Source organism: Symmachiella dynata, assembly GCF_007747995.1.
Taxonomy (GTDB): Bacteria; Planctomycetota; Planctomycetia; order Planctomycetales; family Planctomycetaceae; genus Symmachiella; species Symmachiella dynata.
Window position 1 is genome coordinate 4,275,724 of sequence record NZ_CP036276.1, and the last position, 13,145, is coordinate 4,288,868.

Annotated in this window: 13 protein-coding genes; 9 read left to right on the forward strand and 4 right to left on the reverse strand. The window is 54.3% G+C overall.

Annotated features, from left to right (window positions below; all coding sequences use genetic code 11):
* The first annotated feature begins 366 nt into the window (after positions 1-366).
* From Mal52_RS16110 to Mal52_RS16125, 4 genes are all read left to right on the forward strand, one after another.
* Positions 367-1,278 (forward strand): DUF6807 domain-containing protein, encoded by a 912-nt coding sequence (locus Mal52_RS16110; protein WP_197534242.1) that lies wholly within the window; start codon positions 367-369, stop codon positions 1,276-1,278.
* A 143-nt stretch (positions 1,279-1,421) separates the two neighbouring features.
* On the forward strand, positions 1,422-1,781 hold the full coding sequence (locus Mal52_RS16115; RefSeq protein ID WP_145380676.1) for a 2Fe-2S iron-sulfur cluster-binding protein: 360 nt from the start codon (positions 1,422-1,424) through the stop codon (positions 1,779-1,781).
* A 227-nt stretch (positions 1,782-2,008) separates the two neighbouring features.
* The gene (locus tag Mal52_RS30560; RefSeq protein WP_420824936.1) at positions 2,009-2,278 is read left to right on the forward strand and encodes a type II secretion system protein GspG; all 270 of its coding nucleotides are present in this window, start codon (positions 2,009-2,011) and stop codon (positions 2,276-2,278) included.
* A 131-nt stretch (positions 2,279-2,409) separates the two neighbouring features.
* Positions 2,410-2,871 carry an SMI1/KNR4 family protein gene (locus tag Mal52_RS16125; RefSeq protein ID WP_145377214.1) on the forward strand — a complete coding sequence of 154 codons (462 nt, stop codon included), beginning with the start codon at positions 2,410-2,412 and terminating at the stop codon, positions 2,869-2,871.
* A gap of 53 nt (positions 2,872-2,924) precedes the next feature.
* On the opposite strand, the gene Mal52_RS16130 is transcribed toward Mal52_RS16125, so the two are convergent.
* The 4 genes from Mal52_RS16130 to Mal52_RS16145 all read right to left on the reverse strand — a co-directional run bounded on the left by Mal52_RS16130 (position 2,925) and on the right by Mal52_RS16145 (position 7,361).
* Positions 2,925-4,652, reverse strand: a complete 1,728-nt coding sequence (locus Mal52_RS16130; RefSeq protein ID WP_145377215.1) for a SulP family inorganic anion transporter — start codon at positions 4,650-4,652, stop codon at positions 2,925-2,927.
* A 548-nt stretch (positions 4,653-5,200) separates the two neighbouring features.
* Positions 5,201-5,980, reverse strand: coding sequence for a CoA-transferase subunit beta (locus tag Mal52_RS16135; protein WP_145377216.1), 780 nt, complete (start codon positions 5,978-5,980; stop codon positions 5,201-5,203).
* Between the two features lie 110 nt (positions 5,981-6,090).
* A complete protein-coding gene (locus tag Mal52_RS16140) occupies positions 6,091-6,474 on the reverse strand; it encodes a GxxExxY protein (RefSeq protein ID WP_145380677.1) in 384 nt (127 codons plus the stop codon).
* A gap of 125 nt (positions 6,475-6,599) precedes the next feature.
* Positions 6,600-7,361 (reverse strand): cyclase family protein, encoded by a 762-nt coding sequence (locus Mal52_RS16145; RefSeq protein WP_197534245.1) that lies wholly within the window; start codon positions 7,359-7,361, stop codon positions 6,600-6,602.
* Between the two features lie 95 nt (positions 7,362-7,456).
* Here Mal52_RS16145 and Mal52_RS16150 point away from each other — a divergent pair, with 95 nt between their 5' ends.
* The 5 genes from Mal52_RS16150 (at position 7,457) to Mal52_RS16170 (ending at position 13,141) form a co-directional block, all read left to right on the forward strand.
* Entirely contained in the window at positions 7,457-7,669 is a 213-nt protein-coding gene (locus Mal52_RS16150; protein WP_145377218.1) for a hypothetical protein, read from the forward strand.
* 275 nt (positions 7,670-7,944) lie between these two features.
* Positions 7,945-8,901 carry a PhoH family protein gene (locus tag Mal52_RS16155; protein WP_145377219.1) on the forward strand — a complete coding sequence of 319 codons (957 nt, stop codon included), beginning with the start codon at positions 7,945-7,947 and terminating at the stop codon, positions 8,899-8,901.
* A gap of 72 nt (positions 8,902-8,973) precedes the next feature.
* The gene (locus tag Mal52_RS16160; RefSeq protein ID WP_145377220.1) at positions 8,974-11,271 is read left to right on the forward strand and encodes an HD family phosphohydrolase; all 2,298 of its coding nucleotides are present in this window, start codon (positions 8,974-8,976) and stop codon (positions 11,269-11,271) included.
* On the forward strand, positions 11,272-11,799 hold the full coding sequence (gene ybeY, locus Mal52_RS16165) for an rRNA maturation RNase YbeY (RefSeq protein WP_145377221.1): 528 nt from the start codon (positions 11,272-11,274) through the stop codon (positions 11,797-11,799).
* A 52-nt stretch (positions 11,800-11,851) separates the two neighbouring features.
* Positions 11,852-13,141, forward strand: a complete 1,290-nt coding sequence (locus tag Mal52_RS16170; protein WP_145377222.1) for a hemolysin family protein — start codon at positions 11,852-11,854, stop codon at positions 13,139-13,141.
* Positions 13,142-13,145 lie beyond the last annotated feature (4 nt).

Sequence of the window (13,145 nt, forward strand, 5' to 3'; positions counted from 1 at the left end):
AACTGGACCGGACTTTGCGGGCAGGCCTTTCGGTACAATGCCTATATCTTGCCAAATCTGTGGCTGTCAGGAGAGATAGGTAAGCCATGGGCGACTTGTTCCCCTGCAACGGTTCTGCCTAGTAGCAGCCTGCTGCGCCTCCGCTGAGCCGGGCTGAAGGCCTGAGATTGCCGATTAGCGGAAGCGTAACACCGTTTCCCAATTCCCACTTTTCGACGATCGACGCGGTTTACCAGCGAGCGCCACCGGATTACCATGGGCTCAAGCAACCGAAAAATCGTTTTCAAGCCGATTCCATCGCAAACACTGCTAAGGCGACGGGGATCAGCCCCGATTATTGACCTCGACTCACCAGGAGCACTATCCGTGAAGCACTATCTTTTGATCGCCGCGTTGGCCTTGTTGCCGACTTATGCCTCTGCTGCCGAGGGCGTGGTGAAACTGGACAAAAAATCCGACACCGTTGATGTTTCGATCAATGGAGCCCCTTTCGCCGTCTACAATTTCGGACACGACCTGCCCAAACCGTTTTTCTCTCCGATCCGTGCCGCTGATGGCGCAATCATTACCCGCGGACTGAAAGATCCCGAAGATCATCCCCACCATAAAGGGGTCTGGGTCTCGGTCGATGAGGTGAACGGTCTGAGATTCTGGGCCGAACGCGCGAAAATCCAAAACGCTTCCGTGAAAATCCTCAAAGCGAAAGGCGCGCCTGCAGTCATGGAAGCTGTGAACCATTGGCTCAATGCGGATTCGCAGCCCTTGCTGGAAGAGAAGACCACAATTTCCATCTTTCCCAACGGGCTGATGGTCTATGACATCAATTTCACTGCCCTGTCAGAAAACGTGACGTTCGAAGACACCAAGGAAGGGCTGTTCGGTATCCGCCTGGCGAATACGATTCGTGAAAAAGAAGGGGGACACGTAGAAAATGCGGAAGGCCTTAAAGGAAGCGGCGAATGTTGGGGAAAGGTTTCCGATTGGGTCGACTACTACGGCCCGGTCAACGGCAAAACGTACGGCGCCGCCATCTTTGACCATCCCCTGAACTTTCGCCCCTCGCGATATCACGTCCGCAACTACGGCCTGTTTTCCATCAGTCCGTTCGGCCCCCACGCTTATACCAATAAGAAACGACCGGACGACCCGGTGACGATTCTCAAAGGCAAAACACTACGGCTGCGTTACGGACTGTACGTCCATCCGGGCACAACCGCATCGGCAAATGTCGCCGCGACCTACCAACAGTTCCTCAAAGCCGCCGGCGATTCGAAGTAATAAACGTCTGAGAGATGTCTGCTTATCGGTGGGGCTTCCCCCTTTGTGGGAGCCCCCAATGCAGCCGCAGTCTTTCAGATGATATCACGATAAAAACGGAATGACGCTCAATTTGAGCCACTTAACGACTAAAGGATGAAATGATGCCAAAGTTAACAGTAGAAGGTGTGGGAGAGTTTGAAGTTCCCGAAGGCAAGCGGCTCGTGTTGGCACTGACCGACGAGGCGGGTGTGGATCAACTGCATGCCTGCGGCGGAAATTCCCGCTGCACGACCTGCCGGGTCGAGTTTATTTCCGGCGAACCGGACCGCATGACGGCCGCTGAGAAACAAACGTTGCAAGCACGAGATTTGACCGACGCACGGCTCAGTTGCCAAATTTTGTGCGATCACGACATGAGCGTGCGGGCCATCAGCCGCCTGGAAGGCAGCGGCCGCGCCGATGCCGGGCATGTCCCAACCGAAGAAATGCAGCCACAACCAGTGGAGTGGGTCGAGAAATAGTCGTTCGGGTGCCACTGCAGGACCAGTCAGCAGCGGCACCCGGCATTCTATTAGCTTTTCGCCGTGAACAGAGTTGCGCATCTTCTTACCGGCGGACAATTATGACGATCGACACAACGAATTTGACGTGTCCGAGTTGGGTACGTCGAATTGTGGTGGGCATCTTGATCGCAAGCTGCGGTGGCTGTTTGCGACAAATGGGTGCAACCATTATTCCACCGAATGAAATGACCGCGACGACTCTCACAGGCCTAGAGCAGAGGATCCGAAGTTATCACAGTAGCCATGGAACTCTGCCGCCGGACCTCAACAGCTTGCCACTTCGACCCGAAAAATCGAACGACCTGAGCGATGGGTGGGGACATCCGATCGAATACATACGCGAGAGCGATTCGTTATACCACATCCGCTCTCTGGGGGCCGACGGTGAAATTGACGGAACTGGAGACAATTCCGACGTCGTAAGAACCGTCAACGTGGAACCTCCCCAGGAATAGTGCATCCTAGTCGCCCGTCTGCCGAGCAACTGCCACTCGAACCGGTGGAGTCGGGCAAAGCATCGTGGTGGTCACTGAACGCGCGGACTGGTGATGAACCATTTACGTATCTGCGAAAATTGGAGCGTCGAATGTCAATATCCAACGCATACGAGAAGTTTTGTACAACCCGGTTTCCAAACATCACAGAGAAAGACGTGACATATCTTGAGGACGAGATCGGTGTTGCATTGCCAAAAGATTATCGCAAATACTTGTTAGAGTTTAATGGTGGGTACTTCGATGAACCACTCATTACTCCCCCGGAAAAGACATGGCCAAATAGTTGGCTGGAATCTATGTACGGTATCCGTGCGCCCCACAATTTCGCAGAAATAGGATTGCTAGGAGACATCCTGACGTTTGACGACAATGTCCCAGGCTCTCCACCTGTTATTGTGCCAATTGGAAACACAACAAAGAACTATCTAATTTTGCTGGATACTAGTCCTGAGGACAATGGGTCGATCTATCTGCGCACCTTCACGGAGACCTTCCAGCTTTCTTTTGGCATTGAGGAGTTTTTTGACTTACTCGTTGCCGCTGACTCTTAGGTTTAGCGGGGCAGACAGCCGCTTGATGCCACCGGCGATCGCGTGCCCGATTCTCAGATAATCTCGGTGATGTGATAGTGACGGTCTTCTGAAATCTCAACTTCTGCCAGATTGCCTGCTTTTTCAATCATGCGTTTGCAATCAGCATTCAGATTCCGCAGCAGCAGACATTTGTTTTCCTGGCGATAGCGTTCAGCCAGCTTGTGGATGGCTTCCATCGCAGACTGATCGTAAACGCGTGAGAAGTAGAAATCGATGGCGACCACATCGGGGTCGCTCGCTGGATCGACGATTTCGCGGAGGCTGGTGACCGAGGCGAAGAAGAGCGGACCGTGCAGTTGGTAGACTTTTTTGTCATCTTCAAAGTGAATATCAGCCATCAAGTGCGTCGCATGATGCCAGGCAAAAATGAGTGCTTGCACGACAATCCCCAGTAACACGGCAATCGCCAAGTTGTGAAACAGGACCGTGTAGCCCGCCACGAGCACCATGACCAGCACATCGCTTTTGGGAATCCGATTCCAGGTGTGCAGCGTACTCCATTCAAACGTGCCAATCACGACCATAAACATCACGCCCACGAGGGCTGCCATGGGCACCAGGGAGATCACCGGTTTCAAAACCACGACCATCGTCATCAAGCCGATTGCAGCCACAACACCGGACAACCGACCGCGGCCCCCGGAATTGACGTTGATCAAAGATTGACCAATCATCGCACAGCCTCCCATGCCGCCAAACAGTCCACAGACGATATTAGCGGCGCCCTGCCCGATGCATTCGCGATTTCCATAGCCGCGCGTGTCAGTGATTTCATCGATCAAGGTGAGCGTCATCAACGATTCGATCAACCCCACCCCGGCCAGAATCAGCGAAAATGGCAGGATGATAATGAGTGTTTCCCATGTCATGGGAGCAAGCACATAGCGAGAATCGAGAAAAAACAACATCGGCAACGGCTCTGCTGTGGGCTTGACCGATGCAATCGTCGCCTCAACCTGCTCAGGGCTCAAAACCGACAGGGGAGCAACCGCGTGCGCGTCCACGTCAGCAACAGTCGCGTTTTGGCTGTGGACTTCCACCGCAGCCTCATGAACGGCTTTCGCCTTCAAATTGTTCATCATCAGGTCGTCAACCGTCTGAACCGCATGGGTCTGTCCGGTGGGCAACCAGTCTTGCGGCGCGTATTGATTGATGCCGACGGAAATCATAGAGACGACCACAATGGCAGCCAATGAACTGGGGACTGCCTTGGTCAATTTGGGGAGCAAGACGATCATTGCCATCGTCAAGACCACGAGCCCGATCATGATCATCAAGGGTGCGCCTTGCAGATACGTCATCGCCCCGTCGGTGCCCAGTGTCTTGAAACTACCGAGTTGAGCGAGACCAATCACAATCGCTAAACCATTGACGAAGCCCAACATGACTGAATGCGGGACGAGCCGAATCAGTTTTCCTAGGCGGAGCACTCCAACAGTAACCTGCAACAATCCGCAGAGAATGACAGCGGGAAACAGGTATTCGATGCCATGCAGGGCGACAAGCGAGACAACCACGACTGCCATCGCTCCCGTGGCTCCGGAAATCATTCCCGGCCGCCCGCCGGCCAATGAAGTAACCAAGCCGATGAAGAAAGCGGAATACAATCCCACGGTTGGGGGAATTCCAGCAACAAAGGCGAACGCGACAGCTTCGGGGACTAATGCCAACGCAACCGTCAAACCCGATAAAATATCATCCTTGACCGAAGCAGTGTGCTTCGAAAAAAACTGTAACATCAATACTCCAAAATTGTTCTCTAAATCATTCTGCCTGCAGCACGCGAGCGTTATTCAGACTTTCCTCGCCAATACTGCAAAATGGGCGCATTTGGAGCCATTTAGTCTGGCGCCAAAGCGGTTTGGTATTTCAGGTTCGCACTAGAGCAAACCTGCCCATACCGGGTCACACAACACTATGTTTTAGCCGTTCCATGCGAACGGAACCTTGCAACGTTAACGCTACATTGGATGCCGACAAACGTCGAAAGGAAGTGTTGTTGGGGGACTAAGCGGGAGCGTTGATGGTGCATTCGCACCCCAAATTTTGGACTCAACGACTCCACCGCCGCATCCTACAGCATCACGGAACTCTTCAGAAGAGAAACTGCGCAGGAACTTTGAAAATTGCTCCCTCTTCAAGTTCGCATCGCCCCTGATTATGCACGAATGCAGCGATAAGAACGCTTCTTCTTTTTTCTGGGAAAGTTCGCTCTTATTGCTGAAGTCCCGCTCAACGGGGTGCGGATGCGGCAAGTTGATCCTCATACAGCGGCGACAACCGGCATTCAGAGCGAGCGACCGATGATATATCCGTGCGGATCCACCTGTTTCCGCAAAGCGTCGAGTTGATCGCTCGTAGGCAGAGCAGTCGTTGCCAGTTGATCAGCAACATCGATATCAAACGACGTTCTGCTGCGGACCGCCTCTAAAGTCACCCCTGGGTGCAGCGATTCGACTTGCATCCGCTTTGTGTCCGGGTGAAAACCGAGGATGGCCAAGTCGGTGATGACTTTGTGCGGCCCGGTCCCCGGTGGCAGTCCGGCCGCTTCGCGGGCTCCCGGGCCGTCGAGGTAACCGGCAGTCGTCACATAATCGACTCGCTCCACGAATCGTCGAGGATCGTGCGGCGTAATCACCAACGTTTTGCGGCACAGCGAACCAAGATCATTGGCGCCGCCGCTGCCCGGCAACCGTACCGCCGGCGTATCGTAATCGCCGATGACGGTGGAATTGAGATTGCCGTAACGGTCGATCTGCGCGCCGCCCAAAAACGTATAGTCGACCATCCCCCGTTGGCAGGTCTCCATAATGTCCGCCATGCTGGTTGCCATCAGACCTTGATAAAACGTGCGAGAATCCCCCACGCTGATCGGCATCCGCGGCAATCGCGGCCCAACGCCCCCCGCTTCGAACATCAACGCCAATTTGGGAGCGGTCGTCAATTGCGCCAGCATCGCCGCCGCACACGGCGCTCCAGTCCCCACAACCACTAAGGCACCATCTTCGAGCAATCCAGCCGCTGTGCAGATCATTTGTTCGATGGGTGTGTAGGTTTTTGTGGTCATGGTTGGTGCTTTGGAAAAATATCTCGCGCAGAGACGCAAAGGCGCAGAGAGAAGTAAAAAGAGAAAATAGAAAAAAGGGAAATCACAAAATGTTTTGCACGCGTTTTGGGTTAATCCTTGAGATCGTTTGCGAGGCGGACAATGCCGTCTTTCATTAGTGGGGCACCGAAGTTTAAGAGGAGGCCAAGGCGTTTGTCCGTGAGTTTAAGGTAGGTCAGTAATTGTTTTTTGTGGACCGGACTGAGCGTTTCTATGGATTTCAATTCCACAATGACTTTGTCGTTGACAATGAGGTCGGCCACAAAGGCATTTTCCAGACGCATTGAATCATAAACAACGCTAATCGGCACCTGTCGCTGTACGGTTAACCCGCGTTTTTTCAGCTCATGCTCTAGACACGCTTCGTAAACGACCTCAAAAAGTCCCGGGCCCAGAGTCGAATGTACGCAAACCGCCGCATCAACAACCAACGCAGTAATCTTGTTCTCCATCATCTCAGGCATAATAAAACCCCAGAAATTGATCCACTACGTTTCGCTCGAAATTTTACTCGTTTGCTCTTTGCTTCTCTGCGCCTCCGCGTCTCTGCGTCTCTGCGTCTCTGCGCGCCATTCTTTTATTACGAAGGCACCAACGCCACGGCGCGGCACCAGCCGGCGCTGGCGGCTTTGATTTTTATGGGGAGGCAGGAGACGTAGAACCCGTGCGGCTGGGGGAGTTGATCGAGATTGGCCAGTTTTTCGATTTGGCAATATTCCGCGGTAATGCCGGCGAAATGCGCTGGCCAGATGTGTCGGCCGTCGCCCGTTTTTTTGTAGTCTGCGACCATGTCGGCAAAAGGACGGTCGAGTGTGTAGGCGTCGATACCGATCACCCGTACCCCCTGCTCCACCAACCAGAGCACTCCCTTGCGTCCCAAACCGGGTTGCTGGAAATAGGCAGCTGAGTCGATCCGTTTGTCCGCATCGGTGCGAAGCATCACGATATCCAGCGGCTTGATTGTGTAATCAATTCGCTCCAGCTCTGCTTTTAAATATTCGACGGTAATCTCTTCACCTGCGGGCACATTGCGCACGTCAAGAACGACTCCGGGGCCGAAACACCACTCAAGCGGGACATCGTCGATCGTCCGCGCCGGTTGGCCTGCCGATTTTGCGCCGTAGTGATAGGGGGCATCGACGTGCGTTCCGGTATGAGTGATGGCCTGCACCTGTTCCACGGCCCAGCCCTGCCCCTCGGAATAGACGAGGTCCTCTGGTTGGATGCCGAAGAACTGCTGCATCTGCGCCAAGCCCTCGCCCGCATGATCGACATAGTGAATCTGCGCCGGCAACGGTTCGCTCGAGGCGTTGTGTTCCAAAGGGACACTGAGGTCGATCATTTTGCAATTGTCAAACATAGTGATTCACATCGATTTCAGACTGGATACGGGAATGGTGACTCGTCGTGCTGTGATCCGAGTAGGATCGAAGCATAATGGCCATGCCTGTCCGCGAAAACAACAACGATCCGCGATTTCAGGCGTATCAACTCGAACCAAATCGCGAGTCGCCCAAACGGTACTGCCTACTGCCTACTGCCTACTGCCTACTGCCTACCGCCTACCGCCTACCGCCTCCCGCCTACCGCCTACCGCCTACCGCCTACCGCCCAAGTGAGGATCGGGGTTCCAGCGGTGGAATTCTCTGAGTTCGGTGATAAGAAAGGGTCTCTAAGTGGCTCGAAATCAACAAATTCCGGGCAAACGGCGAACTTGTTGACCGCTGTGCGTGTCTGACAAGTCGGCGTAAGTTACTTGGTTGGAAAACTTTGCGCATATTTCATCATTGGGTCGTATCGTGCCAATTGCTTGTATTCGGGGGCAGGACGTGGTTCCACACTTTCCCCCTGGGTATTCGCAAAGTAAAATGTTCATAGGTTCGCGCACCGTCGCGATGGATTAGAAAGCCTCTTGGTAGGGAAGCATGACCGAAACGACCATATCGTTTCTCGATCCGAGCCAAATACTGGTTTTGTTCGGAGCGCGCGATCAACACCTCCGCCGTGTGCGGGAATCGACCGGCGTCGAGGTGACCGTTCAAGGGGATGAAATCCATCTCAAGGGAACCGAAGAGCAGATCCGTCGAGGTCTCGCGACTTTTGGGGAACTGCGGGAAATCATCGCGACTAAGGGCCACTTGGACGCCTCGGATGTTTCCGAAGTTCTTGGCGAAACCAACGGGGACTCGGAAAAACACGAAGAGATCGACCTGCTTGAGCAGGCACGCAGCGTCGTCCCCCGAACCAAAGGGCAGGCGGACTACATCACTGCGATTCGTGACCACGACGTCGTGTTTTGTACCGGCCCGGCTGGTTGCGGCAAGACCTATCTTGCAGTGGCCATGGCTGTGAACGCGCTTCGCCAGGAGTTGGTGCGAAAAATCGTCTTGGTCCGGCCGGCTGTCGAAGCGGGTGAACGGCTCGGTTTTCTGCCGGGCGATATGTTGGCCAAGGTCAATCCTTATCTGCGTCCATTGCTGGATGCACTCAATGATATTTTGAGTTTTGATCAGGTCACGCGGTATTTGGAACGAGATGTGATTGAGATTGTGCCCTTAGCATTTATGCGAGGCCGGACGCTCAACGATACGTTTATTATCTTGGACGAAGGACAGAATACGACCGCGACGCAGATGAAAATGTTTTTGACGCGAATGGGAATGGAGTCAAAAATCGTGGTCACAGGGGACACGACCCAAACGGATCTCCCCGATCACGTGCAAAGTGGCATGGCGGATGCCACCAAACGGTTATCGACGATTGAGGGTGTTAAGACGGTGCGTCTGACAGGACGCGATATTGTCCGGCATCCATTGGTACGAGAGATAGTGAAGGCCTACGATGCGGAAGCAAAAAACAACCGATCTCGCCGCGGGCGATGAAACGGATGAACCTCCGAGTCCCGGGCGGCCGGAATTCTCACCCAAACGATCGCAAAGGCTGCGAGATTGACGATGTTTTTATTCGGCAATAAGCGCGCGCGGACGCAAAAGTCAGCGGAATTGCGATCGGTGTCTTGGCTGCATAGCTTTTCCAACCGCTATGTCGTGGCCAAACTCGTCGCCTGTTTCGTGGCGCTGCTGGTATTGATGGTTGCTGTCAAAGCTTGGGAGACGCCGTTTCCCTATCGCTTGGGCCAGCGGCCTGCTGTCGGTGTGATTGCGCAGACGGACTTTAGAAAGGTCAATCCCTCAGCAACGCGTCGCGCCAAAGAAGAGGCAGCCGACGCGGTTCCCTACGTGTTCGTCAGCGATTCCGCTCCCCTGCGCGAACTGCCTAGCCAACTGCGTGCCCAACTGCGGCAACTCGCCGAAGCCCCCTCGGTCGAGGCGACGACGCCGGAATTGCGTTCGGCATTTCAATTGGTCATCCCGGAAGGGACTGCCGAAGCCGATATTCCCGCACAGCAAGAGCTACTGGTCGAGCGTTTTGGGCGTTTGAAAAATGCAGTCGCCACGGCCGAAAGCCTCAACATTCTGATCAGTGAATTCGCGGAATTTCTGTTGCCGCTGGAAGACTCCGGCCTACTTGTCGGCAGCTTGCCCGACGATGTTCCCGCGCCTAGTGACCGGATTACGATTATCTTTCCCAACCACACCCGCCGCGACGTTGAAGTGGCGGCGATTGAGTTGCGCGCCGTATTGGCAACCGACGGTAGCCTGGGCAGTCGCTGGTCGCATTTTCCCGCGCTCGTTCCATTACGTGAAATGCTGTCCAATTGGATCCGCAGCCGTCCTCCTGCGGCCCTGCAATTCATCAGATACGACCCGGACTTGACGCGCGAAGCAAAAAGAAAACGACAAGAGGAAACGCTGGATGTTTTCGACCCCTATATCAAAGGTCGCGAATTGGTCTTGCCCGGTGACGTGATCGATGAAGAAAAACTAAGCCTATTGCAAACGGAAAACGCTGCACTAGAAGCACAGGCGACTGTGAGCGACCGTGGAATTCGTATTGCGACCGTGATTGCCTTGTTGTTGGTTGTGGGGGGGCTCAACGGCTACTACTTGGCCAAAAACGAACCGGTTTTGGTCGGGAGTCTGGGCCGGTTGAGCGTCTACTTGGCACTGATTGTCGGGACAATTGCCGCTTCGCGTTTGTTGTCGTTCGATCCGTGGCGCATGCAAGTCGTACCGTTGCTGGCTGCCGTGATGATCTTGGCAATCGCATATAACCAAGTGCTCGCGATTATTACAGCGTTTTCGCTGGGACTGATCCTCACACTGTCCACCGGAGCGGGTGTGGATCAATTTGTGATCTTCACCAGCGTCTGTGCGGTGTCGGTCATCTTGTTGCCGAGCGTTAACTCACGCTCCACGTTGATTATCGTTGGCTTGTGGGCCGGGATCACCTATCTGTTGGTATCGACCGGCATGGGGGTTTTGAGCAACCATCTCGCGACCAATCCGTGGATGGAATCGGAATTCTGGTGGGATGGCCTGCGTGGGTTCGCTTGGTGCTTGGTCGCCGGTTTTCTCGTCGCAGGAAGCCTGCCGTTTATTGAATCGATGTTTGGCATTGTCACCAACATTAGTTTGCTGGAATTAAGCGACGTATCGCACCCACTGTTGCAAGAATTAGTCCGCCGTGCCCCGGGGACCTACAACCATTCGATTTCCGTGGCGACGATCGGTGAAACGGCCGCTGAAAGTATTGGAGCCAACGGACGCTTGGTGCGGGTGGGTGCCTATTTCCACGATGTGGGGAAAATGCTCAAACCGCAATATTTCATCGAGAACATGATGCTGGGTGCGGAATCACGGCACGATCATCTGGCCCCGGCGATGAGCACGTTGATCATCATCGGCCATGTGAAGGACGGGGTTGATTTGGCTCGGCAACACAATTTGCCCAAATCGTTGATTGATTTCATCGAGCAACATCACGGCACGACGTTGGTGGAATATTTTTATCGCGCAGCGACCAAACAAGCGGGGGAACATCCCGAAAATAAAACAGAAGTGGAAGAGTCCTCGTTTCGTTATCCCGGCCCCAAACCTCAGTCGCGTGAATTGGGAGTGATGATGCTCTCCGATGCTGTGGAAAGCGCCAGCCGGACACTCAGCGAACCGACACCGGCCCGCATCGAAAGCTTGGTTCACGACATCACGATGAAGCGTCTCTTGGACGGGCAATTCGAGGAATGTGGGCTGACGTTGAGCGAAATCAATCGTATTGAAGAATCATTGGTAAAATCACTCACGGCCATCTATCATGGCCGCATCAAATACCCCGAACAGAAGACTGCATAATTGTCTGCTTACGAAAATCCCGCCTACGAAATTGATGTCGCCAACTCCCAAAGTTGTTGGACGGTCGACGAGGAGTTCCTTCGAGAAGCCGTGCAAAGAACGTTGGCATTGGAAGAAGTCCGCGCCGCCGAGATTAGCGTTGCTGTCATCGACAATGACAAAATCCAAGAACTGAACCGGCAATTCCTAGAACACGACTATGCCACCGACGTGTTGAGTTTTCTACTGGAGTGCGACGGTGAGTTGGCCGACGATGGCACGACTGCCCCTCCGCTGGGACGGGGTAAAACCCTCAGCGGCGAGGTGATCATTAGTGCCGAGATGGCCGCCGACCGCGCTGCGGAGTTTGGCTGGGAAGCGGACAAAGAGTTGTTGCTGTATCTCGTCCATGGATTGCTACACCTTTGTGGCTATGATGATCACACCGACGAGCAACGGACGCTCATGCGGTCACGGGAGCGTGCGGTGCTTAGCCAATGGAACATCGTACCCCGCGACGAGGTCGATTTATCGAGGAGCGATTCTTGATCCAGTTGTGTTTGCGAAATCACCTTCCGGAAACATGCGAGGCGCATAAAGTATGATTCCGCTGCTGTTCACGGGAATTTCGATCGCGCTCTTATTTTTCAGCGCATTGGCAGCTTATAGCTTTTCCGATTTTTCCCGCCGCCGGTTAGAAGAAATCTGCCGTCGCCGCGGTCTAAACGACCGGTTCGGCATGATCCTCCGCCATTACGAGCAAGCCGTATTGGGCTGGCAGTTGGTCTCGCTGCTCAGTTTTGTCGCTGCGCTGATCAGCGGCGCCCGAAGTTGCGGGTTTTCGCTTTCCGACACAGGTGACTGGACTCTCGCCGATGTCGGGAGTGCTGTACTGCTGGGCGGTACGTTGTTCTTCTCAGCCGTAATCTTCCCCTGGGCGATATCGCGCGTGGCGGGTGAGTCGTTCATCTGTTTCACGTGGTCTATGACGCGTGGACTGCTGTTGCTTTTCAAACCCGTTATTTGGCTGACCGGCTGGGTCGATACGATCGTGCACCGGTTGGCGGGGCGGCAGGAACCGGAAAACGGCGATGCGACGAACATCACCGAAGAGATTCTAACGGTCGTCGACGAAGGGCAGCGCGAAGGAGTCTTGGAGTTAGAAGCCGGGACGATGATCCATCGCGTGATGGAGTTGCAAGAAGCGGATGTCGCCGACATCATGGTTCCGCGCACCGACATGACCTGCATTCACGTGGAGTCTCCACTGCAAGCTGCGCGGGAAAAACTGCTCGAAGCGGGACATTCCCGCGTGCCGATTATCGGAGAAAGTCCCGACGATATTATTGGTGTGCTGTATGCCAAGGATCTACTCAACTTTCTGAATTCTGACGGCAACTCAACGGCCGAATTACGAGACATCGTGCGGCAGCCGTTTTATGTTCCCGAAAGCACCGGCATCGACACACTATTGCAAATGATGAAAACCCAACGGGTGCATTTGGCGATCGTGCTGGATGAATATGGCGGCGTCGCTGGTTTGGCCACCATGGAGGATATTCTGGAAGAGATCGTCGGCGAAATCGTCGATGAGTTCGACAGCGCGGAAACCGAGCCGTTTCGCCAGATTTCTGAGGCGGTCACCGAAGTCGACGCTCGCGTACATGTTGATGATGTCAATGAGCGGTTGAAGCTCGCCCTGCCCGATGATCGCGATTACGACACGATCGGCGGCTTCGCATTCTCCGTGCTGGGGCACATTCCCACCGCCGGCGAATCATTCGCGTGGGAACAGGCGCAGTTCACGATTCTGGAAGCGGACAAACGCAAAATTGTCCGACTACAGATTGAAATCGAACCATCCGTCGCCGCTGAGGCAGACGCCGGCTGATCGC